The organism is Streptomyces sp. CNQ329, assembly GCF_000482585.1.
On sequence record NZ_AXVU01000019.1, the window covers coordinates 24,497 to 50,034 of the forward strand.

A 25,538-nucleotide genomic window follows, 5' to 3' on the forward strand; every position below is an offset into this window, starting at 1 on the left:
CCACGTTGCTGGCCTCCGTGCCCTCTCTAGCGACAGCGCTCCCGGAATCGTCAGTGTCACACCCGGCGGCGTCCGCCCCCGCCGCCCCGGCGGCCACGGGGACCTCGGCGAGCGCCTCGGCCGGCCCGGACGGGGGCACCGCGGGGCAGGCCGGCCCCGGCACCGAGGTCACGCTCATGACCGGCGATACCGTCACCCTCGGCCCCGTCGCCGACGGCCGTCCCACCGTCTCGGTGGCGCCCGCGGGGCGCGGCGTGGCAAGCACGTCGTTCACGACCCTGTACGAGGACGGCGACGTCTACGTCGTGCCCGACGCGGTCGCCGGCCTGGTTCCCGAGGTCCTGGACACCGAGTTGTTCAACGTCACCGCGCTCGCCGCGATGGACTACGACGACGCGGCCACCGACACCCTCCCGCTGATCGTCCGCGGCCCCCGCCCGCTGGCCGCGCTGGACGAGGCGACCGGCGCCCGCAGGCTGCCCAGCATCGACGCCACCGCCGTCGACGTACCCAAGGGCGCGGCCGCCGGCTTCGCCGAGCGGCTCGCCGCCCCCGCCGGGCCCCGCGCCGCGGCCGGCGTGACGAAGGTGTGGCTCGACCGCGAGGTCCGGGCCGCCGAACTGGACTGGAACCTCGGCATGATCGGCGCCCCCGAGGCATGGGAGAGCGGCCTGAGCGGCGCCGGCGTCGACGTCGCCGTGCTCGACTCCGGCATCGATGCCGACCACCCCGACCTGCGCGGACAGGTCTCCGCAGCCGCGGACTTCACCGGCAGCGGCACCACCGGCGACCCGAACGGCCACGGCACGCACGTCGCGTCCCTCGTCGCCGGCACCGGTGCGGCGGCGGACGGCGTCCGGCGCGGCGTCGCCCACGGCGCCCGGCTGCTCAACGCCCGGGTGCTCGACGGGGAGGGCCGGGGGCAGGCGTCCTGGGTCATCGCGGGCATGGAGTGGGCCGCCGGGCACGGTGCCGAGATCGCGAATCTCAGCCTCGGTGCACAGCCGGCGGCGGGCGGCGACCCGGTCGCGCTCGCGCTGGACGCGCTCACCGCGAAGACCGGCACCCTGTTCGTCGCGGCGGCCGGCAACTCCGGCCCGTTCGGTGCCACCATCCAGTCGCCGGGCGTCGCGGACAGCGCGCTGACCGTGGGCGCCGCGGTCCCCACCGGAAAGCCGGCGCACTTCTCCAGCGTCGGGCCGACCCTCGGTTCGTACCGCGCCAAGCCCGACCTCATGGCGCCCGGTTCCGGTATCACCGCGGCCCGCTCGGGCGGCGGCACGGCCGACCCGTACACGACGATGAACGGCACGTCGCAGGCGACGCCGCACGTCGCCGGCGCCGCCGCGCTGCTGCTGGAGAAGCACCCCGGCTGGAACTGGGAGCGGGTGAAGACCGCGCTGATGACCACCGCGGACGGCGACCCCGTCAGAACGGTGTCGCAGGTCGCCGGCTCCGGCATGCTCGACGTGCCCGGCGCCCTCTCCGACACCCTCGTCTTCGACCGCGGCAATGTCGACTTCGGCTACCTCCGCCACCCGGGCGGCAGCGCGCCGCGGTCCGTCGAGTTCTCCGTCACCAACGAGGGCACCGGGCCCGAGCACCTGAACCTCTCCGACAACGCCCGCGACGTCTACGGTGATCAGGCGCCCGACGGCCTCCTGACCCTCAGCCCCGCCCAGGTCACCGTGGCCCCCGGTGAGCAGCAGACGATCACGGCCACGCTCGACCCCGGTACGGTGCAGCCGCGCGTCTACGCGGGCGGTGTCGTCGTCGAACGTGAGGGCCGTGACACCGTCACCCTGCCGTTCAACGCCTACATCGAGGCGCCCCGGCACGACATCCGGCTGACCGTACTCGACCGCGACGGCGAGCCCTGGGCCGGCGGCACCGTGTGGCTCGCCAACATGGACGACTACCGCCCGGTGAGCGGTGGCGGCTCCCAGACCGTGCACCTGGACGAGAACGGCCGGGGCACCGCCCGGCTGCTGCCCGGGTCGCTCAGCGTGATGGCGAAGGTGGAGACCCCGGCGCGCGACGGCTCCCCGGCCACGGTCGCGTTCGCCGGCTCGCCCGAGGTCATGCTCGACCGTGACATGGAGTACACCATCGACGCCCGCAGGGCGAAGCAACTGCGGCCCGCGCGGGTCGCGGGCGCCGACACCCGGGTCGGGCACGTCTCCGTCCACTACCAGCGAAGGGACGCCAAGAAGGGCATCGGCATCGGCGACGGCATCTACGCCGGCGGTGCGGAGGTCGAGAACGGCCGGGTCTTCCTGCAGCCGACCGGGCCGGTGGAGAGCGGCACCGTGGCGTTCGAGACCCGCTGGCGGCTGGACGCGGCGGGCCCGGAGCGCGCCCGGCAGGCCGATGCGTACGCACTGGTGCTCGGCGGCGAGACGGTCGCCGACCCGCCGGCCTACGAGGTCTCCCGCGCCGAGGTCCGCGACCTCGCCCGGCTGACGTCCGACTACCGCTCGCTGCTCGGCCGCCCCGACCGGTACACCGAGACCCGCACCGTCTCTTCCTCCCGGATCTCCGCCGGCTACTCCATGAGTGAGCCGCTGGACGTGCCGCAGCGCAGGACCGAACTGGTCACCGCCGGCCCGGAGGTGAGCTGGCGGCACTGCGTGGCGGCACCGTCCGCGGCGGACACCTCGCTGTGCGAGGCGACGACGACGTACGAGTCCGGAGAGCGGCGCTCACCCGTGTGGTTCCGCGGAGCGGCACCGACGGTGGTCTCCGGCGTCCACTACGGCGGCAGCATCTCGCTGCCCTTCCGCCACCTGAGCGACGGCACCCACCACGGTGAGGTGAAGGACAGCGACGCGCTGGGCACCGGGAGCCGGCGGCTGTACCGCGACGGGGTCGAAGTGCCGCCGCGCGGGCCCGCGAGCACGTACTACGACGTCCCGCCGGAGCCGGCGACGTTCCGCCTGGAGCACACCTCGCGCCCGGACACCGCGCGGCTGCCGATCGGCACCCGGACGGACACCAGGTGGACCTTCCCCTCCCACGGGCCCGGGCCCGGCGGGCAGGCCGTGAAGCCGCGGCTGCTCACCGTCGACTACCGGCCGCCGACCCGCGACGACGGCACGCTGCGCGCGGGCGTACCGCTGGTACTGGGGGCGCGGCTGGTGTCCTCCGAGAGCCCGACCGACTGGCGTGAGGAGAACGGCACGCTGCGGCTGTGGGTGTCCACCGACGGAGGCGGCCGGTGGCACCGCATGCTGGCCGTGCCCCTGCCGGACGGCTCCGTGCGGGGCACGGCGCCCGGGGTGCGGCTGCGCGCGGGTGACTCCGTCTCCGTACGTGTCGAGGGCTCGGCCGCCGAGGGCCGGTCCGTCGACCAGACCATCGTCGACGCCTACCCGGTGCGCTGAGACGCACCGGGGGCGGCGACGGTGACGGGGGCCGCTGCGTGACCGGCGGGCGCAGCGGCCCCCCGCTCCGCCGGGGCGATGCGCGGGGCCCCGGCCAGGTCGCGGTGGAGCACGTGCGCGGCCGGCGGGGCGCAGGATCAGCGACGGCAGCGCCGCCCCGACGGCGCCGGACGGGCCTACGATGGCGGTGTGTCCGCGGCGCGGGACGCCGATGCCGCGCCCCGCGGGCACGCGGCCCGGCCCGTCCCGCGGCCGGGCGCCCCTGTTGGTCGTCCGCCGCGCCGGGGGGCGCGGCGGCCTCCTTCGCCGTCACCTCTCGCCGCCCTGCCCGCAGGCCTTCGGCCCCGGCGTTTCCCGGACCAGAGATCCGACCAATGAAGCCGGCGGGCATCGGAACTTCGGCTGCGGGGTGTCGCAGGCATCGACTGATCTGGTAAATATGCAGATCGTGCTACGTGCCTAGGTGTGCCGCGCCCAACGGGCCCGTGCCCGCCTGGAGAATCGTCGGATGACAGGAGGCCGCTTCAGCATGAAGGACTTCGACGGGCTCAAGGCCGTGGTGACCGGCGGGGCTTCGGGGATCGGACTGGCCACCGCGCGGCTGCTGGCCGAGCGCGGCGCGCAGGTCGCCGTCCTGGACCTCCACCCCGACGACATACCGCAACCCCTGCGCGGGTACCGCGCGGACGTCTCCGACGACGCTTCCGTCGTCACCGCCGTCCGCGACGCGGCCGGCGCCCTGCGCGGCATCGACGTCCTGGTCAACAACGCCGGCATCGGTGCCGTCGGTACCGTCGAGGACAACGACGACGCCGAATGGCACCGCGTCCTGGACGTCAACCTGCTCGGTGTCGTCCGCACCACCCGCGTCGCCCTGCGCCACCTGCGCCGCTCGGCCCACCCCGCGATCGTCAACACCTGCTCCGTCGCGGCCACCGCCGGTCTCCCGCAGCGGGCCCTGTACTCCGCCACCAAGGGCGCCGTGCAGTCCCTGACGCTGGCGATGGCCGCGGACCACGTGCGCGAGGGTATCCGCGTCAACTGCGTGAACCCCGGGACGGCGGACACCCCCTGGGTCGGCCGGCTGCTGGACCAGGCCCCCGACCCTGCCGCCGAACGGGCCGCACTCCACGCCCGCCAGCCCATGGGCCGGCTCGTCACCGCCGACGAGGTCGCCGCGGCCGTCGCCTACCTCGCCAGTCCGGCCGCCGCCTCGGTCACCGGCACGGCGCTGGCCGTCGACGGCGGCATGCAGGGCCTGCGCCTGCGCGCACCGGAGCCCGGCCGATGAGGATCGCCCTGCGCACCCAGGTCCGCGCCGACCGCATCGAGGAGTACGAAGCCGCCCACCGCGAGGTCCCCGCAGAGCTGACCGCGGCCATCCGCGGGGCGGGTGCGACCTCCTGGACCATCTGGCGCAGCGGCACCGATCTCTTCCACCTCATCGAGTGCGACGACTACGGCCGCCTCCTCGCCGAACTTCAACAGCTTCCGGTGAACGTCGCCTGGCAGTCCCGCATGGCCGAACTTCTGGAAGTCGTCCACGACTACAGCGACGAAGGCGCCGGGGCGGGCCTTCCCGTCGTCTGGGAACTCTGAGCTCTCCGGGCGGCACCGGACACAGGGCCCGGCCGCGCCGGAAGGTGCGGCCGGGATCGTCGTGTGTCCGTGCTGCGGCCCCCTCAGGCGGTCGCTTCCTCGATGGCGTCCGGGGTCGTCGTCCACTCGACCCCGCCGCCCACCGGGACCAGCCAGGCCATCCGGGGGCCTGCGACCGGTCGTAGCAGGGGGGCCGACCACACCGTGCGGGTCTCGGGCTCGGGGCAGATGGCGCGGAGCACGCCTGTGCGGCCGGAGGTCCGGTCCAGCACGAGCTTGCCCAGCAACGGATGGCGTTCGTGCCCCAGGCCGAGGCCCAGTGTGCTGCTCACGATGCGCTCCTCGGAGATATGTACGCGGTCGAGGATGTGCCCCCTCCCGGCGGTGGTCGGCCGACGGGTCCCGGAGTCGCCAACTGCCGTGCGGCCGGACCGCGGTGGGGGCATGAGCGCGGTCGGCATGCCGGCAGGTCTCTCACTATGGCGGCCGACAACAGCAGTCCGCAAGCATCGCCCTGATAATTTCAGAATGTGTGCGACCCACCCCTGTCACCCTCATGCCCGCCGTGACACACTCCCGGGGGAACGAGCCGTGCCGGGAGGTCAGGAGTGAGCGAAACACGCTCGGGTGGCGGGAGCGCCCCGACCGTGCTGCGCATGGTCCTGGGCAAACGGCTGCGGCACCTGCGGGAGAAGGCGGGGGTCGGCTTCGACCGGGCGGCGGAGGCCATCGACGTCACGCCGCTGACGGTGCGGCGGATGGAGAAGGCCGAAGTCGGCCTGCGCATCCCGTACGTGCGGGAGCTGCTGCGTCTCTACGGCGTCTCCGGCGCCGAGACCGACGACTTCCTCAGGATGGCCAAGGAGGCCAACCAGCCCGGGTGGTGGTACAAGTACCGCGACGTGCTTCCCGACTGGTTCCGGGCGTACGTGAGTTTGGAGACCGACTCCACCGTCATCCGCATCTACGAGCCGCACTACGTCCCCGGCCTGCTGCAGACCGCGGACTACGCCCGCACGCTCTTCCGCATCGGCTTTCCCAACGAGCCGGACGAGGACATCGAGCGGCGTGTGACGCTGCGAACGACCCGCGCGGACCTGCTGACCTCGCCCACGGCGCCCGCGATGTGGGCCGTGCTGGAGGAGTCGGTGCTGCGCCGGCCCGTCGGCGGGAGCGAGGTGATGCGGGCTCAGATAGACCGGCTGATCGACGCCATCGAACTGCCGAACGTGAAGCTGCAGATCATGCCGTTCTCGGCCGGGCCGCATCCGGGCGCGTTCGGGCCGTTCCACTACTTCCGCTTCGGCTTCACCGAACTGCCCGACATCGTCTACACGGAGAACCTCACCGGCGCGGTCTACGTGGAACAGCCCGAGGACGTCGTCGGGTATCTGGAAACACTCGACCGGATGGCCGTCCAGGCCGATCCGGTGGACCGGACCAGGTCACGCCTGGTGGAGATGCGTAAGGAGTACTGACCATGCCAGCCGATCCCCCCACCTTCCGCAGCGGCGTCCGCGCAACCGAACTCGGTACCGAGGGTTGGGAGAAGCCCTGGAGCGGCACCAACGGCGGGAGCTGCGTCGAGGCCAAGCGGCTGCCCGACGGCCGCATCGCGCTGCGCCAGTCCACCGACCCGACCGGCCCGGCCCTCATCTACACCCGTGAAGAGATGGCCGCCTTCCTCGAAGGCGCCAAGGACGGCCGGGCCGACTACCTCGTCGACTGACGGACCGGCCGGCACCTGACCGGCCGCGGACGCGCGGATCGCGGCGGACGACGGGCGGACGCCTTGCGTCCGCCCCGATCCGCTCCCGCGGACCCGGCTGAACACCCCTCGCAGCACCGTGAAGTGACAGTACGTTAGGCGGCGGCAGAAGCGCGCCGCAGGGCAGGAGATACCCGATGGCAGAAGGCCGGTCCACCCCCGCCGAGGGGGCCCTCGCCAAGATCGACACCACCGTGCCGCACTCGGCCCGGATCTGGAACTACTGGATGGGCGGTAAAGACAACTACGCGATCGACCGGCAGGCCGGTGACGAGTACCGGGAGATCGCCCCGAACATCGAGACGATGGCCCGGGCGTCACGCGACTACCTCATCCGCACCGTGACCCATGTGGCGGGCGAGGCCGGCATCCGCCAGTTCCTCGACATCGGCACCGGCCTGCCGACCTATGACAACACCCACCAGGTCGCCCAGCGGCTGGCACCGGAGTCGCGCATCGTCTACGTCGACAACGACCCGTTAGTGCTGCGGCACGCCGAGGCTCTGCTGACCAGCACCCGCGAGGGTGTGACCACCTATGTCGACGCCGATCTGCACAAGCCCGAGACGATCCTGGAACAGGCGCAGAAGACTCTCGACTTCTCCCGGCCCGTGTCCCTGATGCTGATGGGGATCCTCGGCCACATCCAGGACTACGACGAGGCCATCTCCATCGTGCGCCGCCTGCATGCGGCTCTGCCCTCCGGCAGCTACTTCGTCCACTACGACAGCACGGCGACCGACAAGGCGCTCCAGGAGGCCCAGCAGGGCTACGACGACACCGGCGCCATCCCGTACGTCCTGCGCACACCGGATGAGATCAGCGCGTACTACGAGGGTCTGGAGCTGATCGAGCCGGGGATAGTGTCCTGCCCGCTGTGGCGGCCGGAGGCCGGCACCGATCCGGAGCCCACGGACGTCTACGGCGGCGTCGCCCGCAAGTCCTGACCACGGTCCGGTGTCCGGGCCGGCCCTTTCCCGCTGTGCCGGGCGTCGTGCCGGGCCCGTTCGCGTCGCGTGCCGCCGCGCTACGGGCGCCGTACGCCGCTCCGGCGATCTTCCGCGGCCTGCCGAGGCGGATGCCGTGTCCCGCGGTTAGCGTGGGGGCATGACGACGCACGACGAGGGGCCGACGCTGCGGCCCGCCCGCCCCGGGGACGCGGCGGCGGTGGCGCGGATCTGGGAGAGCGCGTGGCGGGACGCTCATCTGGGGCACGTCTCGGACGATCTGGTGGCGATGCGCACCCCGGAGTCGTTCGCCGCCCGGGCGGCGGCGCGGTTGCCGGAGACGGCGGTTGCGGAAGTCGGCGGTCAGATCGCGGGGTTCGTGACCGCCGTGGGCGACGAGGTGGAGCAGCTCTTCGTCGCGGCGGAGCACCGCGGCACGGGCGTCGCGGCGCTGCTGCTCGCGGAGGGGGAGCGGCGGGTGGCGGAGCGCGGCCACGGCCGGGTGTGGCTGGCGGTCGTCACGGGCAATGCACGTGCGCGCCGGTTCTACGCGCGCCAGGGGTGGGAGGACGAGGGGCCGTTCGACTACCGGGCGGAGGGCCGGGAAGGCCCGGTGACGGTGCCGTGCCACCGGTACGCGAAACAGGTGGCCGGCGGCGAGCCCGGGGTGTGACGGGACGGTTCACGGTCCGCGCAGGGCCACCGCGAGGACCGCGCCGGGGCGGGGGAGCGGAGGGCGCCGACGTCCCCGCCGCGCCCGACATGCGCCATGTGTCACGCGGCGGACGGCGGTTGGTGGTCCAGACCTTGAGTTGCTAGTCGGCAACATTCCGGGGTGGATTACCCAGAGGGCCCTCGTGTCGCTACGATCCACTCGACCCCATCAGGAACGCCCGTTGGAAAGCCGCGCACCAGTTTCATGCACCACCCCGTGCGCGTGCCCGAGGTTTCGATGAACATCGCATGGCAGTCGCCGAGGTGCACCCACTTAGTCCTCACGCGCCGCCCCCCGTCGCCTTCTCCCGGCCGTGGCGCACGTCGCCGCGCGCCGCGCGGGGGGTGGTGATGGCCCGCGGTTCCGGGCGCGGCGGGGGTTTCCGGCCCGTCTACCATCTCGCCGGGCTTGACGAGGACCTGCGGGCCGTGGTCGACGACCTGCGTGTCGGCCGGTGGATGTCCATGCGCGCACTGCTGGCCCGTACCGGTGCCGACTGGGCGGTGCGGACCGCCCGGTCACAGGTGCTCGGCGTGGTGGCCGCCAAGTCCGCGGTGGTGCAGATCTGGCTGGACGAGGAGCCGGAGAGCGCCGACGCGCGGATGATGCTGGCCCGGGTCGCCGTGGGGCGGGCCGTCCAGGCGCACCGGCAACGGCACCCCAGCGCCGGCCAGTTGGAGGAGGACGCGCGGCAGGCGTGCCGGGAGGCGGCGCTGCTGCACCCCGGCGACCCGGTGCCGTGGGTGTGCCTGCTGGCGCTGGCGCAGGTCGACGTGCGGCAGCAGCGTCCCGAGCACCGGGTGGCCCCGCCGGAGAACCTGCTGCCGTACGGGCCGTGGGGGCTGCTGGAGGAGGTCGTCAAGCGGAATCAGCACAACCGCGAGGCGTACCACCGCGTGCTGCAGATCTGTGCGGCCACCGGCGGCTCGCAGGCGCACGCGATGGACTTCGCCCGCTGGGTGGGCTCCTGGGCCCCGCTGGCCTCCCCGCTCCTCGTGCTCCCGCTCTACGCGCACGCCGAGCACTACCACTTCGAGCGCCGCCGCGGACGCGGCGACGCGCTCGTGCACCGCCAGTGGTCCCGCGAGGACATCATGCGCGACACGCTGCGCGCCCTCGACGGCTGGTTCGACCTCACGAACGCCGACGTGCGCTCCGTGCTGGACCTCAACCACCTGGCCCACGCGCTCAGCGCCGCCCGCCGGTTCTCCGAGGCGGCCCGCGTCTTCACCGGCCTGGGCCCGTACGCCACCCTCCTGCCCTGGGCCTACGTGACCGACGACCCCGACCGGCAGGACCTGGCCGAGGCCGAGTTCTTACGTGCCCGCTCGACGGCCCTCGGCAGCGGGTGACCCCGGCGCCCGCGTCCGGTTTGCCTGTCATGCCCCTGACATTCCCCAATCGGAGGTCACTCCATGTCACCAGCGCCGGTCAGCACCGCCGGCACGTCCCGGCGCAAGGACGATGACGCCCATCTCCGTGATCTCGGCTACGAGCCGGAACTCGCGCGGCGCATGGGTCCGTTCGGCAACTTCGCCATCTCCTTCTCGGTCATCTCGATCCTCTCCGGCTGTATGACCCTGTACGGCTTCGGGCTCAGCACCGGCGGCCCGGCCGTCATGATGTGGGGCTGGGTGGCGGTCGGCCTCTTCGTGCTCTGCGTCGGCATGGGCCTGGCCGAGGTGACCAGCGCGTACCCGACCTCCGGTGCGCTCTACTACATGGCCCACCAGCTCGGCGGCCCCCGCTGGGGCTGGTACACCGGCTGGCTCAACCTCCTCGGCCTGCTCGGCGCCATCGCCGGCATCGACTACGGCTGCGCCCTGTTCGTCGGCGCGTTCCTCAACCTCCAGTGGGGCTTCGAGCCCACCGCCGAGAAGACGCTGCTGATCTTCGCGCTCATCCTCGTGCTGCACATGACGCTGAACCTGCTGCGCGTGCGCGTCGTGAGCATCCTCAACTCCATCAGCGTGTGGTGGCACCTGGCCGGCGTCGCCATCATCGTCGGCGTCCTGGTCATCGTCCCCGACCACCACCAGTCCGCCGGCTTCGTCTTCGGCGAGTTCACCAACGACACCGGCTGGAACAACCCGTTCTACGTCACCGCCATCGGACTGCTGCTCGCCCAGTACACCTTCTCCGGCTACGACGCCTCCGCCCACCTCTCCGAGGAGACCACCCAGGCGCAGGTCAGCTCCGCCAAGGGCATCGTCCGGGCGATCTGGGTCTCCTGGGTCGCCGGCTTCGTGCTGCTGGCCGGGCTGACCTTCGCCATCCAGGACTACGTCGGCACCCAGGAGTCCGCGACCGGCGTGCCACCCGCGCAGATCTTCATCGACGCCATCGGCGAGGGCGGGGCCAAGGCCCTGCTGCTCATCGTCATCTGCGCCCAGCTCTTCTGCGGCAACGCCGAGACGGCCGCCACCTCGCGCATGGTCTTCGCCTTCTCCCGCGACGGTGCGCTGCCCGGCTCCACGATGTGGCGCCGCGTCTCACCGCGCACCGGCGTGCCCACCCGGGCGGTCATGCTGTCGGTCGCCGTCGCCTTCTGCCTGGCGCTGCCGTCGCTGTACTCGGCGACCGCGTACGGCGCGGTCACGGCCATCAACGTCATCGGCATCACCCCGGCCTACGCCATCCCCATCTATCTGCGGCTGCGGGCGAAGAACCGCTTCGTGCCCGGGCCGTGGAACCTGGGCAAGTGGAGTTCGCTGATCGGCTGGGTCGCGGTCTGCTGGGTGGCCGTGATCACGGTGATCTTCTGCCTGCCGCAGGCGTCGCCGGTCACCGTGGACACGTTCAACTACGCCTCGGTGGCCCTGGCCGCCGTCCTGCTGCTCGCCACCGTCTCGTGGTGGGCGGCCGGCCGGCGCTCGTACAAGGCACCCGTCTACACCGCCGACCCCGAGATGGCAGAGCTCGGCAAGGACCTGGTGTGACGCGCGCCGGACCGCCGCCGCAGCACCGGCGGCGGTCCGGCGCGCCGCCCCGACTCCAAACGACCAGCGCTCCGTGAGGTCCGATGTCCGCAACCACTCCCACCGCCCAAGCCCGGCGCCCCATGCGCCTGCGTACGCTCCTTCGCATCCTGGCCGCGGTCGTCGCGGCGGCGCTGGCGGTCCTCGCCGCGACCGGCGCCGTCCGGGAGCTGAACCGGGCCGGAGCCGTGCAGGACTACGCCGACACCCTCGACCGGCTTCAGCAGCCGTCGTTCGCGCTCCTCGCCGAACTGCAGGCCGAGCGCCGGATGACCGCGCTGCACTGGGCCCACGGCCCGGTCAACGCCGCCCAGCTCGGCAACCAGCAGGCCCTGACCGACGAGGCCGCCTTCGCGCTCCGCGAGGTGGCCGAGGAGGCCCCCGACGAGGCGGCCCGTGCGCCGCTGGCAGCAGCCCTGCGCGGCGTCGCGACGCTCGGCGCGGTGCGCGAACGGGCCGCCGAGCGCACCGAGGGCCGGGACAAGGCGCTGCAGGCGTACACCCTCGCCATCGAGCAGATCATCACCGTGCACACCCGGCTGCGCGCCCATGACGGCAACCTCGCGGAGGGCTCCCGCCCGCTGGCCGGTCTGCTGCACGCCGGCGAGGCGATGGCGATCCAGGACACCCTGCTCGCCGGGGCGCGGGACGGCCGGCTGCCCGCCGCGGACCACTCCCGCTTCGCCAAGTCCGTCGGCATGCAGTGGTTCGCGTACGAGATGATGGCCGGACCGCTGCTGCCCCCGGGCGAGAAGGCCCGCTTCGAGGCCATCACCACCTCCGCCGAGTGGGCCGAGAAGTCCCGTATCGAGGAGGCGGTGCTGGGCGTGAGCCGCGTCTCCGGCAGCCCCGTGGAGCTGCCCGCCGCGGCCGACGGGTGGCAGGAGACCTACGAGCGCCTCGGCCCGAGCCTCGCCGGACTGGCCGGCGCCCGGATCCAGGCGCTGGCCGACGACGCCGAGGACCGGGCCGGCGATCTGCGGCTGACGGCCTACGCCACCCTGGCAGGCGGTGTCCTGCTGGCCGCGATCATCCTCGGCGTCGTGCTGTGGATCAGCCGCACCATCGTGCGCCGGGCCGAGGAGGTGCGCTCCAGCGCGCTGGCCGTCGCCCGCCGGCAGCTTCCGCAGATGATCGTGCGGTTGCAGCGCGGCGAGGACGTCGACCTGTCGGTACTGCCGGGTCAGGTCGCCGCCACCGACGAGTTCGGCGAGATCTCCAACGTCGTCGCCCGGCTCGCGGAGGAGGTCGTCGAGGCGGCGCGGCTGGTGCACGAGGAACGGTTCGGCTTCGAGAAGTTCGCCGAGGGCGTCACGATGCGGTCCGTCACGCTCATCCTCGCCCTGCTGCGCACACTGGACGAGCTGCAGCACCGCTACGCGGACACCGACCCGGCGCTGCTGTCCGAGCTGTACGAGCTGGACCACCTCACCGTCCGGGTGCGCCGCCAGTTGGAGAACCTGCTGGTGCTCTCCGGCGGGTCGGTCGTGGGCCCGCACACCGAGCCCGTGCACATCGCCAACCTGATCGTCGACGCGGCCGGCGAGTCCCGCGGTTTCGCCCAGGTCACCAAGGAGTTCCAGGCCGAGGCGTGGGTGCTGCCCGAGGTGGCGGGGGAGCTGACGCACCTGATCGCCGAGCTGATCGAGAACGCCACCACCTACTCGCCCAGCGGCTACGAGGTCTTCGTCCGCGCCACCCACACCGCCACCGGCGTCGCCATCGAGGTGGAGGACAAAGGACGGGCCCCGGAGAACTGGTACTTCGAGGCGCTCAACGGACGGCTGCTGGACGTGCCGCCGTACGCGGTACTGGCCAAGTCCTCCGACCAGCTCGGTCTCTTCGTGGTCGGGCAACTGGCCAAGCGCCACGGGGTACGGGTCACCCTGCAACAGGGCCGCTTCGGCGGCGTGCTGGCGGTGGTGCTGGTGCCCTCCGCGCTGCTGACCGGCGCGCCCGAGCAGTTGGAGGACCGCACCCCGGTACGCAGGCCGCTGCCCTCGCGCTCCGGGCCGCGGCCCGCGAAGCGGCGCGAGACGACGGCGGCCGGGCTGGTACGCCGCGAGCCGTCGCGTGCCGGCGGGCAGGCGGGTCCCCTGAGCCCCGTCGACCCGGCGCGCGGGGTGGCACCGGCCCGCTCCGCGGACAACGAGGCACCGCCTCCGCAACGGCACAGCCTGCCCACCCGCCGCCCGGCCCGCCCCTCGGCGCCGGCGGAACCCGCGCCCCGCGCCGAGTCCGAGATCCCCGCGGAGCAGCAGGACTCCGAGCACGTACGCGCCGCGGAACCCCTGCCCGTACGCACCGGGAAGCCCCGCCCCGAACCGGCCCCGCAACCGGCGGAACCGGTGTACGAAACGACCGAGGAGTTGCACCTGCCCGTCCCCGGCACCCCCGAGACCGCGGCCGAACCGCCCCGCGAGGCCGACCCGGCACCCCCGCCCGGCCGCCCCGCCGGGCTGCCCCAGCGCGTACCCGGCACCAGCATGGCCGGCCAACTGCGCGACGGCAGGCGCCGGCCCGCCACCGCCATGGACCGACGTCCGCTCGACAGCATCGAGTCGGCGTTCACCCAGCTTCAGGAAGCCCTGACCGACCCGGAGGACAGCGACCGATGAGCAGCCTCAGGCACGTGAAGAACGTCATCCCCGCGAGCCCGGAGGACGCGGCGGTCTTCGACAACCTCCGCAACAACCTGCAACTCGTGCCGGACCTCACCGGCTTCGTGCTGCTCGCCGACGACGGTCTGGCCCTCTGCGGCTACGGCCTGGACTGGAGCCGCGACGACGTCCAGACCATCGCCGCCGCCTGCTCCGGCCTCGCCAGCCTCGCCGACGGGCTGTCGATGCCCGTCGACGGCGGGTCCGTGCTGCACCTGAACATCACCATGCAGAACAGCCACCTCATCCTCACCGCCTGCGGCAACGGCAGCACCCTCGTCGTCTACACCTCAGGACCGGAGTCCATCGGGCTCGCCATGCGCGAGACCGTCCGTGTCGCCCGCGCCTTCAAGCACCAGCTCGGCGTCGGGGCCCGCAGGACCCGCATCCGGTAATGAGCGAGCCACGGGGAACGCGCAGAACGCGGACGTTCGCGCTCACCGGATCACGCACCGACAGGGCACCCGGCGAGCAGTTCACCATGCACTCCACGGTCCGCGCCGCCGTGCTGGCCGACGACGCGCGCAGCATTCCGGCGGAGTGGCAGACGATCCTGCGGCTCTGCGCCGGGCCCGGCATCGCCGTGGCCGAGCTGGCGGCCCGTCTCGAGATGCGGCTCACACCCACCGCCGTCCTCCTCGCCCAGTTGCTGGAGCAGGGGCTCATCGAGCACAGACCGCCGATGAGCGATCCGGACGCCATGAACATCGACTTCCTCCGACGAATCAGGAGCGGCCTTGAGCGAGCCTGACACCGGGGCCCCGGACGCCGTCTGGGGTGCCTACCTCCCCCCTGTGAAGATCCTCGTGGCCGGCGGGTTCGGGGTCGGCAAGACCACGGCGGTCGGTTCCGTCAGCGAGATCACGCCGCTGCGCACGGAGGAGCGGCTGAGCGTCGCCGGCGTGGGGGTGGACGACCTCTCCGGCATCGAGCAGAAGTCCGCCACCACCGTGGCCATGGACTTCGGCCGGATCACGCTGGACGTGGCGGTGCTGATGCTCTTCGGCACGCCCGGCCAGGAGCGGTTCTGGTTCATGTGGGACGACCTTCTGCGCGGCGCGCTCGGCGCCGTCGTGCTCGTCGACACCCGGCGGCTGGACCGCTCGTTCGCCGCCGTCGACTTCTTCGAGAGCCGTGATCTGCCGTTCGTCGTGGCGGCCAACTGCTTTCACGGCGAACAGGACTACGATCCGGAGGAGATCCGCGACGCGCTCTGCCTCAAGGAGCCCAGCACCCCGATCGTCCTGTTCGACGCCCGCCGGCGCGAGTCGGTACGCGGTGTCCTGCTCGCCCTGATGGACCATCTGATCGCGTCCGCGGAACCCGCCCACGCCCAGTGAACGTAGGAGGCCCGCCCCGCCATGACGACTGTGCTCGCCATCGACCAGGGCACCTCCGGCACCAAGGCCCTCGTCGTCGACGCGGAGGCTCCTGACGGCGACGGCAGCGGCATCCTCGCCGTCGCCGAGGTGCCGGTGACGCCCGACTACCTGCCGGGCGGCGGGGTGGAGCAGGATCCGGAGCAGTTGCTGGCCTCGGTGCTGGCCGCCGGGCGGCAGGCCGTCGAGGCGGCGGGCCGCCCGGTGCACGCGGTGGCGCTCGCCAACCAGGGGGAGACGGTCCTCGCCTGGGACCGCGCCTCGGGCAAGCCGCTGTCGCGGGCGGTGAGCTGGCAGGACTCGCGCGCGCAGCGGCAGTGCGACGCGCGCGCGGACGCCGCCGAGTGGGTCGCCCGGCGCACCGGGCTGGTGCTCAACCCGTACTTCTCCGCGCCGAAGATGACCTGGCTGCGCGAGAACGGCGCCCGCGAGGGGGTCGTCACCACCACCGACACCTGGCTGCTGCACCACCTCACCGGCGCGTACGTCACCGACGTGGCCACCGCGAGCCGCTCGCTGCTCATGGACCTCGACGCCGCCGACTGGGACCCCGAGCTGGTCGCCCTCTTCGGCCTCGACCCCGCGGAGCTGCCGCGGCTCGTGGCTTGCGACGAGGTGGCCGGCACCACCGCCGCCTTCGGCGCCGAGGTGCCGGTCGCCGGCCTCGTCGTCGACCAGCAGGCGGCGCTCTTCGGCGAGGGCTGCCTGACCGCGGGCACCGCCAAGTGCACGTACGGGACCGGGGCGTTCCTGCTCGCCAACACAGGTGAGGCCGCGGTGCGCTCCGGCTCCGGGCTGACCACGTCGGTCGCCTGGCGGGCCCGCGGCGCCACCCCGTACTGCGTGGACGGGCAGGTGTACACCGCCGCCTCCGCGGTGCGCTGGCTGACCGAGCTGGGCCTGGTCGGCTCCGCCGCGGAGCTGGACGAGGTGGCGGCGGAGGATGCCGCGGGGGTGGTGTGCGTGCCGTCGTTCGCGGGGCTCGCCGCGCCCTGGTGGCGCTCGGAGGCGACCGCTTCGTTCGCCGGGCTGACGCTGGCCAGCCGTCGCGAGCACCTGGTGCTCGCCGTGCTGCAGGGCGTCGCCGCGCAGGTCGCGGAGGTGACGGGACTGGTCGCCGCCGACCTCGGCGGCCCGCTCACCCGGCTGCGGGTGGACGGCGGGCTGACCCGCAGCCGCACGCTGATGCAGGCGCAGGCAGACCTCTCGCAGGTGCCCGTCGAGGTCTACCCCTCGCCGCACGCCACCGCGCTCGGCGCCGCGGCGCTGGCCCGGATGGCGCTGGAGCCGGAGCTGCCCGCCGCGGACGCGGTGCCGCGGTGGACGCCGGGCAGGACGTACGAGCCGCGCTGGCCGCGGGCGCGCGCGGAGGAGTTCCTCGACCGCTGGCGTACCGCCGCGGGTGCGGCGCTGCCGCGGCAGGACACGCCGGCCCCCTGACCGGCGGCGGACGCGGCGACCGGGCCCGCCGCACGGCCGGCGGACGGCGGTGCCCGGAGGGCGCCGACCGGTCCGGGTCCCGGCGCACGGGCCCCGGAGGCCGCGGCCTCGCGCCCGTTACCGCCCGGCGCCGAACCGGAGCCCGGTGACGACGCCCGCGTGGTCCGACGGCCAGTACCCCGTCGGGGTCGAACGGTCCGCCTCCCGGCCCCCGATCACCTCCGCCGCGACCGCCCGCACGCCGTCCGGCCGGAACAGCACGTGGTCGATGCGGTGTGACAGCTCGTTCTCCGCCAGCAGCGACCCGCTCTGCCCCGCCGTCCAGCCGCCGTCCGGGTCGCCGCCGGCCGCGGTCCAGGCGTCGGCGTAGCCGGCCCGGGAGAGGATCCCGTAGGCGCCGGCGGTGTCCGTGGGGCGGGAGTTGAAGTCGCCGGCCAGGACGACGGGGTGGGGCGAGCCGGCGCACGCGCCGGCCAGCTCGCGGGCCTGGGCTGCGCGTACCCGGGGGGTGCCGAACGCCTCCAGGTGGGTGCTGACGAAGCGGAAGGTCCCGCCGGGGACCGTGACGTCCGCGGACGACCAGCCGCGCGGCACCTCGAAGGAGAGTCCGGGGATACGGGAGGGCAGGACGGCCTTCGCCTCGTACGCCGCGGAGACCGGGCGCGAGGTACGCAGCCGGGAGGCGGGCAGCCCGTCCCGTACGACGATCACGTCCCGGTCGGTGAACCGCGCCTCCTCGGTCGCCGAGACGGGCATCCGGCCGGTGAAGTTGTCGTTCGCGGCGACGGCCCGGTAGGGGGCGCCGCGGGCGGCGAGTTCGTCGAGAAGCAGTCGCAGGAAGTCGTAGCGCACCGTCAGGGCGCCGCCGGCGGGCCCCTTCTCCCACCGGGCCACCTCCTGGAGCGCCACGACCTCCGGCCCGCGCTCCGCCAGCAGCTCCGCGATCGCCGCCGCCCGCTCGCGGAAGTCGGTCGCCTCCATCGCCGCGTACACCTCGCCCGCGTGCTCGACCAGCTCCGCCCGGCTGCCCGCGGAGAACAGGGGCGTCAAGTCGGCGCCGAGGTAGACGTTGTACGTGGCCACGCCCACGGCGCGCGCCCCGCGCCCGGCTCCGTCCTCGCGCGCCTGCCCGCCCTCCCGCGCCCGCTCCGTGCCCGGCACCTCGTGCTCCCGCCGTCCGTCGTCCGGCTCCGGCCCCTGCCTGCCCGGCGCGCCGCACCCGGCTGCCAGCGACGTGGCCAGCACGGTCAGCGCCACGAGACCGCCCAGCTTCCCGCCGCGCCGTACGCTTCGCATCGCTCCGCCTCTCCGCGCGCGCCGCCGTCCGCCGGGCCCGTACGCGCACACCGCATCCCAGCATCCGGGGCACCCCGGGGCAAGCATCGTCATGTCCCGACCACGGCCCCTTTACGTGATCGTCCGCGTTGTTTAACGTCACGTCCTCAGCCTCGGCAGCACCACCAACACCACGAGAGCGAAGGTCAATTGTGAAGCTCGTGAGATCCCTGCTGCGAGCGGCGCCCGTCCTCGCCGCCCTGACGGCCGGCGTCCTCGCCGGAGCGTCCGTCGCCCAGGCCGCGCCCGCCGGGCCCGACGTCATCGCCCACCGCGGATCCTCCGGCGTGGCGCCCGAGAACACCGCCGCCGCGACCCGGCTGGCGGTCCGCCAGGACGCCGACTTCGTCGAGATCGACGTGCAGCGCACGAAGGACGGCAAGCTCGTCAACTTCCACGACTGCACCATGGAGCGCACCACGGACATCGAGGAGGTCTACCCCGGCAGGCCGGGCTACCGCGTCTCCGACTTCACCTGGGACGAGCTGCGCGGCCTGGACGCCGGCTCCTGGTTCTCCGACAAGTACGCCGGCGAGCCGATCATCACCGTCGACCGGGTCATCGACCTCATCGAGGGCAGGTCGGGCCTGCTCGCCGAGATCAGCCCGTGCGGCCATTACGACGCGAGCCTGCCCGCCGACCTCGCCGAGCTGCTGCTGGAACGTCCGCGCTACGTCGAGCGCGCGCTCGCGAACGGGCAACTGGGCGTCCAGTCCTTCGAAACGGACGACGCGCAGGGCTTCAAGAACCTCATGCCCGAGGTGCCCGTCGGATTCCTCGACGCCGACCGTCCCACCGAGGCCGAACTGATCGCGCTGAGCGAGTGGGCGGACCAGGTCAACCCGCAGTACACCGTCACCGACCAGGCCCTGGTCGACCGCGTCCACCAACTCGGCATGGAGATCAACGTCTGGACCGTCGACGAGCCCGGCGCGATGCGCATGATGGCCGGCCTCGGCGTCGACGGCATCATCACCGACTACCCGCAGTCCCTCACGTAGCGACGGCAGGGACCACGAGGCGGCGGCGCGGCAATGGCATACCCCGCCAAAGACCCGCGCCGCCGCTTTGATGGATTTCCCCTGCCTAACCCGGGGCGCAACCGGCAGACTCGAAAGGGCGGCACACGACCAGTCACCTATGCGGAGGCGGCCCCATGACCGGATCGCGGATCCTCGCCCTCGGCCACTACCAGCCGGGGAAGGTGCTGACGAACGACGACCTGGCCGCGTTCGTCGACACGAGCGACGAGTGGATCCGCAGCAGGGTCGGCATCCGTACCCGGCACGTCGCCGGCGACGACGAGACCGTGGACATGATGGCGGCCCACGCCGCCGCCAAGGCGCTGGCCGGCGCGGGCACCAAGACCGAGGACGTCGACCTCGTCATGGTCGCCACCTGCACCGCGGAGAACCGGGTGCCGAACATGGCCTCCCGCGTCGCCGAGCGTCTCGGTATCCCCTCGCCCGCCGCCATCGACGTCAACGTCGCCTGCTCCGGCTTCTCCCACGCCCTCGCCCAGGCCGACCACACCCTCCGCGCCGGCGCCGCGAGCCGCGCCCTGGTCATCGCCGCGGAGAAACTGACGGGCGTCACCGACTGGAACGACCGCTCGACCGCCGTGCTCACCGGCGACGGTGCCGGTGCCGCCGTGGTCGCCCCCGCGTCCGGTCCCGCCGATGCGGGCGCCATCGGCCCCGTCCTGTGGGGCTCCGCGCCCGAGATGGGGCCGGCGGTACGTATCGAGGGCTCGCCCGCGGTCTTCGCGCAGGAGGGCCAGGCCGTCTACCGCTGGGCCGTCAAGGAACTGCCGCCCCTCGCCCGGAGCGTCTGCGAGCGCGGCGGCGTGGACCCCGGCGAGATCGCGGCGATCGTGCTGCACCAGGCGAACCTGCGGATCATCGAGCCGCTCGCCCGCAGCCTCGGGGCGCCCCGGGCCGTCGTCGCCACCGACGTCACCGAGTCGGGCAACACCTCGGCGGCGAGCGTGCCACTGGCGTTCTCCAAGCTGGTGGCGCGCGGTGACATCCCCTCCGGCGCGCCGGTGCTGCTCTTCGGCTTCGGCGGCAACCTGTCGTACGCCGGCCAGGTCGTGCGCTGCCCGTAGCGCCGGTCCCGGCCCGGCGCCCGGTCAGCCACCGAGCGCCGACAACCGGGCGAACTGGTCGTCCGACAGCGTCAGATCCCGCGCCGCCATGTTCTCCGCCAGGTGGCCGAGCGACGTCGTACCCGGGATGGGCAGCACGTTCGGCGCCCGCCGCAGCAGCCAGGCCAGCGCGGTCTGCGCCGTGGTCGCGCCCAGCTCGGCCGCCACCTCGGCGACCGGCACGCCGGGGGCGGCCAGCGCGCCGACGGCCATCGGGAAGTACGGCACGAAGGCGATGCCCTCGGCGGCGGTGTAGTCGACGACGGCCTCGTGCCGGCGCATCGCGAGGTTGTAGAGATTCTGCACGCTGGCGATCGCGGCGATCCCGCGCGCCTCGCGTACCTGGGCGACGTCGACCTCGGAGAGGCCGATGTGCCGCACCTTGCCCTCGTCCTGCAGCTCCCTGAGCACGCCGACCTGGTCGGCGAGCGGCACGCCGGGGTCGACGCGGTGCAACTGGAACAGGTCGATGCAGTCGGTACGCAGCCGTCGCAGGCTCAGCTCCGCCTGCTGCCGCAGGTACTCCGGCCGGCCCAGCGGCACCCACTTCCCCGGGCCGGGCCGGGCGAGACCGGCCTTCGTGGCGACGACGACCCCGTCCGCGTACGGGTACAGCGCCTCGGCGACGATCTCCTCGACGGCACCGAGTGCGTAGGAGTCGGCGGTGTCGACGAGCCCGGCGCCCAGCTCCACCGCGCGGCGCAGCACGGCGACGGCCCCGGCCCGGTCCCGCGGCGGCTCCCAGATGACCGCTTCCGACGGGGGAATGCCGGGGTGGTCGGTGAGCCGCATCGTGCCGTAGCCGATGCGGCCGACCGGCATGTCACCGCCGAGGTCGAACGTGGCGGCGCCGGCGTCCGGCGCCGGGTCGGTCGGTGAGTGCGTCATGCGGCGACGCTACAACTCGGACCGCCGCCGGTCCCTCACCGACGCGGGGGAGGGCGGGTCAGCCCGCGGCTTTCGGGAAGAGCGTGGTGAACGGCTCCAGCATGCCCGCGGAGTCGCGGACGTAGGGCTGGTCGAACTCCCAGACCAGGAAGAGCAGGAACGCCAGCAGCCCGCTGTGCAGCCCCGCGAGGACCAACTCCCGTGCCGAGCGCTGGATCTGCAGTGCGAAGACCATCCCGATGGCCACCAGGCCGCCGGCGATCAGCCCGAACCACACCAGCGACGGCATCGTCGGGCCCGAGTTCAAAGCCCGTTCGTTGCGGGCCTCCTCGGCCGCCGCGATCTGGTCGCCCAGCGCGTAGGCGGCGCGGTTCTCGGCGTCGGTCTCCGGCACGTACGCGACGATCCCGCGGCGCACCTCGTCCAGCAGCTCGTCGCCGCGCTCGCTCAGCCCTTCCCCGTCCTGCATCGCCGGCCACTCCTCGTGCACCGCGTATCCGACGTACGCCGCGATGTCCGCCCGGATCTCCTCGCGCACCGGGGCCGGGTACTCGGCGAGCCGTTCGCCGGCCTCGTGCAGGGCGAACGCCTCCCGCTGCACCGAGTCCTCCGCGCTGCCCTTGGCCTCCCAGACGCCGGCGATCGCCAGACCCAGCACGATCGCGTACACCACGCCGATCATCATCGTCATGTACTCGATGACGTCCGGCGTCTCGTCGGGGTCGAACTCCTCGTCCGGGCGGCGGTGGCGGAGGAAGACGACGAGCACCACGACCGCGATGGCCGTGGCCATCGCGAGGGTGAGCATGAGCCATTCGGACACGGGCTGCCTCCGGCGGTCGGGCTGCGGGGCGGTCAGGAGCGGTTGCGGGCCGCGCCGGAGCCGCCGAGCGCGGCGGCGGCGAGGATCGCGGGGGCGACGAACAGCAGCGTTCTGGTGACGGGCGACGTGCCCTCCTCGGCCTCCCGCGGCGGCGGCGCGTGGTAGAGGGGCCGCAGCGAGGGCGACGGAGTGGGGGAGGGGGTGGGGCTCGGCGTGCGGCTGGGCGAGGGCACGGGCGTGGTAGCCGGCGGTTCGGGCTCCGGGGCAGGCGGCTGCGGGGGCGCGGCCGGCTCGGGCAGGGCGCGGGGCGGGGGCGCAGGGGACGGAGGGGCAGGCGTGGGCGTCGGTGTCGGGGTCGGAGCCGGCGTGGGACTCGGCGTGGGACTCGGCGGGGCGGGCGAGTCGGGCGGCGGGGTCGGCGAGGGCTTCGGCGGCTCCTTGCCGCACCCCTGCCGCACCGCCTCCTCGACGCCCTGCTCGCGTGCGATCCGGCCCCACTCCTCCAGCGGCAGGTCGCCGATGCGCACGCACCCGTCGCCGGGCACGGCGAGCCCCTGTGTGGCGCCGGCCGGCGGTGCGCCCGCGGCGGCCGGAGCGGCGGAGGCCGCGGCCGGGCCGACGGCGGCGAGGGCCGCGAGCAGGACGGCGGCGCGTACGGCGGGCCGTACGGCGCGCGGTGTGTTCTCCCGGGTCACCGCCGGAAGCTGCTCCGCGCCGCGCCGGACTACGCGCCCCGTGTGCGCAATCCACCCGCAGGCGCGTACCGGCGCACGCCCCCGTCGTACGAACGCTCGTCTCTCGCGCTCTTTTTCGCGCCATGTGCGGCCGGCACGCCCTCCGGGTGATTTCATGCACTCTTCACCATCGGGCCATGGTGTTCTGCCGACGGGCGCCAGGATCATCGACGTCATGCCGACATCGCCGCCGTCCGACGAGACCTCGTACGACCGCCGCCGCCTGCGCCAGTGGCTCGACGGCGACGCCCGCACCCCGGGCATCGCCCGGCGCGACATGCTGCGGCTCTTCGCCGCCGCCGGCGGGGCCGGCGCCCTGGGCGCGTTCGGCGCGTCGTCCGCCGGTGCGGCGTCTGCCGCCCCCCGGGCCGCAGGCATCGTCAAGCCGCTCCCGCCGGACCTGTTCACGGTCCGCGGCACCAACGCCGAGACCAACTGGCCCGCCCTGAAGGGCACCGGCTACCACACGCCCGCCGACCGCTTCTTCGTCCGCAACCACACCGCCACGCCCGTGCTCGACGCCGCCGACTGGAGCCTGCGCGTCTGGGGCGACGGACTGCGCGGGGGCCAGGCGGAGTTCGGGCTCGACGACCTGAAGGCACTGCCCTCCGCGGTCCGGTCCGCGTTCGTGGAGTGCGCCGGGAACGGCCGCAGCTTCTTCACCAGCCAGCAGGGCGGCACCGTTTCCGGCACGGCGTGGACCCTCGGCGCCATCGGCGTCGCCCGCTGGCGCGGCGCCCGTCTCGGCGACGTGCTGCGGCGGGCCGGGCTCACCGGCCGGGCGGTCGACGTGATGCCGCGCGGGCTGGACGACGAGTACGTCACGGACGGGGTGAACCTCGGCCACGTGCGCCGCCCGCTGCCGGCGGCCAAGGCGCTGGACGACGTGATCCTCGCGTACGAGATGAACGGTGAGCCGCTGCCCGCCGACCACGGGCACCCGGTCCGCGTGCTCGTACCGTCGTGGGTCGGCATCTCCTCGATCAAATGGGTCGGGGACGTGCAGGTCTCCGCCGAGCCCCTGTACTCCCCGTGGAACACCGACTTCTACCGCCTCTTCGGCCCCGCCTACCCGCCCGGGGGCAGCGAGCCGCTGACCCGGCAGACCCTCAAGAGCGCCTTCGAGCTGCCCTGGAACGCCACCCTCGCCGCCGGCGAGAGGCACCGGCTGACCGGCCGCTCCTGGTCCGGCGCCGGCGGGGTGCGCGCGGTCGAGGTGAGCACCGACGGCGGCGCCACCTGGCGCCGCGCCGAACTCGCGGACGAACCCCGCGCAAACGGCTGGGTGCGCTGGTCGGCCACCTGGCGGCCGGAGCGGCCGGGCCCCGCGGACCTGCGCGCCCGCGCCACCGACGTCACCGGCCGGACCCAGCCGGTCCGGACCGTCCACAACGACCAGGGCTACCTCTTCGACGCGGTCGTCCGCCACCCGGTCACCGTCGTCTGAGCCGGGGGCGGTCTCCCGCGGGCGGGGGGTGAGCGCGCACACTGGTGATCCCCCGGCACCGGACAGGAGGCCGCCTGTGACGTACGACCTGGCCGCGATACGCGCCCGCATCCCGGCGCTGAAGGACGGGACCGCCTACTTCGACGGCCCCGGCGGCACCCAGACGCCGGCCCCCGTCATCGAGGCGATGGCGGCGGCGCTGGGCGCCCCGCTGTCCAACCAGGGCCATGTCACCGCCGCGGAGCGCAACGCCGAGGCGATCGTGGACGGTGCCCGCGCCGCGCTCGCCGACCTGCTCGGCGTGCCGGCCGGCGGCATCGTCTTCGGGCGCAGCGCCACGCAGCTCACGTACGACGTCGCCCGCACCCTGGCCCGCACGTGGGCGCCCGGCGACGAGGTCGTCGTCACCCGCCTCGACCACGACGCCAACATCCGTCCCTGGGTGCAGGCCGCCGAGCGCGCCGGGGCGGAGGTGCGCTGGTGCGACTTCGACCCGGACACCGGCGAGCTGACCCCCGGACACCTGGCCGCCGTGCTCTCCGAACGGACGCGGCTGGTCGCGGTCACCGCCGCCGCCAACCTCATCGGCACCCGGCCGCCGGTGCCGGAGCTGGCCCGGATGGCGCACGACGCCGGGGCGCTGGTCCACGTCGACGGGGTGCACTATGCCGCGCACGGCGCCGTCGACGCCGAGGCGCTCGGCGCGGACTTCGTCGTCTGCTCCCCCTACAAGTTCCTCGGCCCGCACCTGGGCGTGCTCGGCGCCCGGCCCGAACTGCTGCGCAGCCTCGCGCCGGACAAGCTGCTGCCCGCCGCCGACACCGTCCCGCAGCGCTTCGAGCAGGGCACGCTGCCCTACGAGCTGCTGGCGGGGGCCCGCGCCGCCGTCGACTTCCTCGCCGCCCTCGACCCCGAGCCCGCCGCCGGCGGCGACCGCCGGACGCGGCTGATCCGGGCGTACGCGGCGATCGAAGCCCACGAGGACGCGCTGCGACTGCGCGCGGAGGAGGGCCTGGCCGCACTGCCCGGCGTCACCCTGCGCTCCCGCGCCGCCCACCGCACCCCGACCCTGCTGCTCACCCTCGACGGCCGCGGCACCCGGGACGCGTACCGCTTCCTGGCCGGGCGCGGCGTCAACGCCCCCGCCGGATCCTTCTACGCCCTGGAGGCATCCCGCCGCCTCGGCCTCGGCGACGGCGGCGGGCTGCGGGCGGGTCTGGCGCCGTACAGTTCGGCCGAGGACGTCGACCGGCTGGTCGCGGGCCTCGGAGAATTCCTCCATACGACGGCCTAGTT

23 protein-coding genes are annotated in these 25,538 nt (G+C 73.9%); 18 read left to right on the forward strand and 5 right to left on the reverse strand.

What is annotated here, in order from left to right; all coding sequences use genetic code 11:
* Nucleotides 1-176 precede the first annotated feature (176 nt).
* From I003_RS0114855 to I003_RS0114865, 3 genes are all read left to right on the forward strand, one after another.
* On the forward strand, nt 177-3,383 hold the full coding sequence (locus tag I003_RS0114855) for a S8 family peptidase (RefSeq protein WP_486584224.1): 3,207 nt from the start codon (nt 177-179) through the stop codon (nt 3,381-3,383).
* A 529-nt stretch (nt 3,384-3,912) separates the two neighbouring features.
* Nucleotides 3,913-4,674: an SDR family oxidoreductase gene (locus I003_RS0114860; RefSeq protein ID WP_027772246.1), complete on the forward strand. Its 762-nt coding sequence runs from the start codon at nt 3,913-3,915 to the stop codon at nt 4,672-4,674.
* Nucleotides 4,671-4,982, forward strand: a complete 312-nt coding sequence (locus I003_RS0114865) for an L-rhamnose mutarotase (RefSeq protein WP_027772247.1) — start codon at nt 4,671-4,673, stop codon at nt 4,980-4,982. The genes I003_RS0114860 and I003_RS0114865 overlap by 4 nt, the downstream gene beginning before the upstream one ends.
* 83 nt (nt 4,983-5,065) lie before the next feature.
* Here I003_RS0114865 and I003_RS0114870 read toward each other — a convergent pair whose 3' ends face one another.
* Entirely contained in the window at nt 5,066-5,314 is a 249-nt protein-coding gene (locus I003_RS0114870; RefSeq protein WP_027772248.1) for a hypothetical protein, read from the reverse strand.
* A 324-nt stretch (nt 5,315-5,638) separates the two neighbouring features.
* On the opposite strand from I003_RS0114870, the gene I003_RS0114875 reads away from it, so the two are divergent.
* The 11 genes from I003_RS0114875 (at nt 5,639) to I003_RS0114925 (ending at nt 16,869) form a co-directional block, all read left to right on the forward strand.
* Nucleotides 5,639-6,460, forward strand: a complete 822-nt coding sequence (locus tag I003_RS0114875) for a Scr1 family TA system antitoxin-like transcriptional regulator (protein ID WP_037720914.1) — start codon at nt 5,639-5,641, stop codon at nt 6,458-6,460.
* 2 nt (nt 6,461-6,462) lie between these two features.
* On the forward strand, nt 6,463-6,711 hold the full coding sequence (locus tag I003_RS0114880; RefSeq protein WP_027772250.1) for a DUF397 domain-containing protein: 249 nt from the start codon (nt 6,463-6,465) through the stop codon (nt 6,709-6,711).
* 176 nt (nt 6,712-6,887) lie between these two features.
* Nucleotides 6,888-7,697, forward strand: coding sequence for an SAM-dependent methyltransferase (locus I003_RS0114885; protein WP_027772251.1), 810 nt, complete (start codon nt 6,888-6,890; stop codon nt 7,695-7,697).
* Nucleotides 7,698-7,857: 160 nt separating this feature from the next.
* On the forward strand, nt 7,858-8,370 hold the full coding sequence (locus I003_RS0114890; protein WP_027772252.1) for a GNAT family N-acetyltransferase: 513 nt from the start codon (nt 7,858-7,860) through the stop codon (nt 8,368-8,370).
* Between the two features lie 392 nt (nt 8,371-8,762).
* Nucleotides 8,763-9,764 carry a hypothetical protein gene (locus tag I003_RS0114895; protein ID WP_027772253.1) on the forward strand — a complete coding sequence of 334 codons (1,002 nt, stop codon included), beginning with the start codon at nt 8,763-8,765 and terminating at the stop codon, nt 9,762-9,764.
* 63 nt (nt 9,765-9,827) lie between these two features.
* The gene (locus I003_RS0114900) at nt 9,828-11,351 is read left to right on the forward strand and encodes an amino acid permease (RefSeq protein ID WP_027772254.1); all 1,524 of its coding nucleotides are present in this window, start codon (nt 9,828-9,830) and stop codon (nt 11,349-11,351) included.
* A gap of 83 nt (nt 11,352-11,434) precedes the next feature.
* Complete coding sequence (locus tag I003_RS0114905; protein ID WP_486584225.1) at nt 11,435-14,008, forward strand: nitrate- and nitrite sensing domain-containing protein; 2,574 nt, start codon at nt 11,435-11,437, stop codon at nt 14,006-14,008.
* A complete protein-coding gene (locus I003_RS0114910; RefSeq protein WP_027772256.1) occupies nt 14,005-14,445 on the forward strand; it encodes a roadblock/LC7 domain-containing protein in 441 nt (146 codons plus the stop codon). Before I003_RS0114905 ends, I003_RS0114910 begins: the two co-directional genes overlap by 4 nt.
* Complete coding sequence (locus tag I003_RS0114915; protein WP_027772257.1) at nt 14,445-14,801, forward strand: DUF742 domain-containing protein; 357 nt, start codon at nt 14,445-14,447, stop codon at nt 14,799-14,801. The genes I003_RS0114910 and I003_RS0114915 overlap by 1 nt, the downstream gene beginning before the upstream one ends.
* Complete coding sequence (locus I003_RS0114920) at nt 14,788-15,390, forward strand: ATP/GTP-binding protein (protein WP_027772258.1); 603 nt, start codon at nt 14,788-14,790, stop codon at nt 15,388-15,390. The genes I003_RS0114915 and I003_RS0114920 overlap by 14 nt, the downstream gene beginning before the upstream one ends.
* A gap of 21 nt (nt 15,391-15,411) precedes the next feature.
* A complete protein-coding gene (locus I003_RS0114925) occupies nt 15,412-16,869 on the forward strand; it encodes an FGGY family carbohydrate kinase (protein WP_027772259.1) in 1,458 nt (485 codons plus the stop codon).
* Between the two features lie 117 nt (nt 16,870-16,986).
* On the opposite strand, the gene I003_RS0114930 is transcribed toward I003_RS0114925, so the two are convergent.
* Complete coding sequence (locus I003_RS0114930) at nt 16,987-18,165, reverse strand: endonuclease/exonuclease/phosphatase family protein (protein ID WP_486584226.1); 1,179 nt, start codon at nt 18,163-18,165, stop codon at nt 16,987-16,989.
* Between the two features lie 191 nt (nt 18,166-18,356).
* On the opposite strand from I003_RS0114930, the gene I003_RS0114935 reads away from it, so the two are divergent.
* Together I003_RS0114935 and I003_RS0114940 are read left to right on the forward strand one after the other, a co-directional pair.
* Nucleotides 18,357-19,205 carry a glycerophosphodiester phosphodiesterase family protein gene (locus I003_RS0114935; protein WP_027772261.1) on the forward strand — a complete coding sequence of 283 codons (849 nt, stop codon included), beginning with the start codon at nt 18,357-18,359 and terminating at the stop codon, nt 19,203-19,205.
* A gap of 155 nt (nt 19,206-19,360) precedes the next feature.
* On the forward strand, nt 19,361-20,311 hold the full coding sequence (locus tag I003_RS0114940; RefSeq protein WP_027772262.1) for a beta-ketoacyl-ACP synthase III: 951 nt from the start codon (nt 19,361-19,363) through the stop codon (nt 20,309-20,311).
* Nucleotides 20,312-20,335: 24 nt separating this feature from the next.
* On the opposite strand, the gene I003_RS0114945 is transcribed toward I003_RS0114940, so the two are convergent.
* The 3 genes from I003_RS0114945 to I003_RS34255 are packed head-to-tail and all read right to left on the reverse strand — an operon-like array spanning nt 20,336 to nt 22,756.
* The gene (locus I003_RS0114945) at nt 20,336-21,238 is read right to left on the reverse strand and encodes an aldo/keto reductase (protein WP_027772263.1); all 903 of its coding nucleotides are present in this window, start codon (nt 21,236-21,238) and stop codon (nt 20,336-20,338) included.
* 58 nt (nt 21,239-21,296) lie between these two features.
* The gene (locus I003_RS0114950; protein ID WP_027772264.1) at nt 21,297-22,061 is read right to left on the reverse strand and encodes a bestrophin-like domain; all 765 of its coding nucleotides are present in this window, start codon (nt 22,059-22,061) and stop codon (nt 21,297-21,299) included.
* Nucleotides 22,062-22,093: 32 nt separating this feature from the next.
* Nucleotides 22,094-22,756, reverse strand: coding sequence for a hypothetical protein (locus tag I003_RS34255; RefSeq protein ID WP_051368257.1), 663 nt, complete (start codon nt 22,754-22,756; stop codon nt 22,094-22,096).
* Between the two features lie 214 nt (nt 22,757-22,970).
* On the opposite strand from I003_RS34255, the gene I003_RS0114960 reads away from it, so the two are divergent.
* Nucleotides 22,971-24,242, forward strand: a complete 1,272-nt coding sequence (locus I003_RS0114960; protein ID WP_199784303.1) for a sulfite oxidase — start codon at nt 22,971-22,973, stop codon at nt 24,240-24,242.
* A gap of 76 nt (nt 24,243-24,318) precedes the next feature.
* Nucleotides 24,319-25,536 (forward strand): cysteine desulfurase-like protein, encoded by a 1,218-nt coding sequence (locus tag I003_RS0114965; RefSeq protein ID WP_027772266.1) that lies wholly within the window; start codon nt 24,319-24,321, stop codon nt 25,534-25,536.
* The last annotated feature ends 2 nt before the right edge of the window (nt 25,537-25,538 follow it).

What these genes read in the sequence shown, in the direction of transcription:
- I003_RS0114890 (WP_027772252.1), top strand. Translation starts at nt 7,858, where the DNA reads ATGACGACGCACGACGAGGGGCCGACGCTGCGGCCCGCCCGCCCCGGG.
- I003_RS0114910 (WP_027772256.1), top strand. Translation starts at nt 14,005, where the DNA reads ATGAGCAGCCTCAGGCACGTGAAGAACGTCATCCCCGCGAGCCCGGAG.
- I003_RS0114880 (WP_027772250.1), top strand. Translation starts at nt 6,463, where the DNA reads ATGCCAGCCGATCCCCCCACCTTCCGCAGCGGCGTCCGCGCAACCGAA.
- I003_RS0114905 (WP_486584225.1), top strand. Translation starts at nt 11,435, where the DNA reads ATGTCCGCAACCACTCCCACCGCCCAAGCCCGGCGCCCCATGCGCCTG.
- I003_RS0114940 (WP_027772262.1), top strand. Translation starts at nt 19,361, where the DNA reads ATGACCGGATCGCGGATCCTCGCCCTCGGCCACTACCAGCCGGGGAAG.
- I003_RS0114885 (WP_027772251.1), top strand. Translation starts at nt 6,888, where the DNA reads ATGGCAGAAGGCCGGTCCACCCCCGCCGAGGGGGCCCTCGCCAAGATC.
- I003_RS0114915 (WP_027772257.1), top strand. Translation starts at nt 14,445, where the DNA reads ATGAGCGAGCCACGGGGAACGCGCAGAACGCGGACGTTCGCGCTCACC.
- I003_RS0114945 (WP_027772263.1), bottom strand. Translation starts at nt 21,238, where the DNA reads ATGACGCACTCACCGACCGACCCGGCGCCGGACGCCGGCGCCGCCACG.
- I003_RS0114855 (WP_486584224.1), top strand. Translation starts at nt 177, where the DNA reads ATGACCGGCGATACCGTCACCCTCGGCCCCGTCGCCGACGGCCGTCCC.
- I003_RS0114925 (WP_027772259.1), top strand. Translation starts at nt 15,412, where the DNA reads ATGACGACTGTGCTCGCCATCGACCAGGGCACCTCCGGCACCAAGGCC.
- I003_RS0114930 (WP_486584226.1), bottom strand. Translation starts at nt 18,165, where the DNA reads ATGCGAAGCGTACGGCGCGGCGGGAAGCTGGGCGGTCTCGTGGCGCTG.
- I003_RS0114895 (WP_027772253.1), top strand. Translation starts at nt 8,763, where the DNA reads ATGGCCCGCGGTTCCGGGCGCGGCGGGGGTTTCCGGCCCGTCTACCAT.
- I003_RS0114875 (WP_037720914.1), top strand. Translation starts at nt 5,639, where the DNA reads ATGGTCCTGGGCAAACGGCTGCGGCACCTGCGGGAGAAGGCGGGGGTC.
- I003_RS0114865 (WP_027772247.1), top strand. Translation starts at nt 4,671, where the DNA reads ATGAGGATCGCCCTGCGCACCCAGGTCCGCGCCGACCGCATCGAGGAG.
- I003_RS0114900 (WP_027772254.1), top strand. Translation starts at nt 9,828, where the DNA reads ATGTCACCAGCGCCGGTCAGCACCGCCGGCACGTCCCGGCGCAAGGAC.
- I003_RS0114860 (WP_027772246.1), top strand. Translation starts at nt 3,913, where the DNA reads ATGAAGGACTTCGACGGGCTCAAGGCCGTGGTGACCGGCGGGGCTTCG.
- I003_RS0114960 (WP_199784303.1), top strand. Translation starts at nt 22,971, where the DNA reads ATGCCGACATCGCCGCCGTCCGACGAGACCTCGTACGACCGCCGCCGC.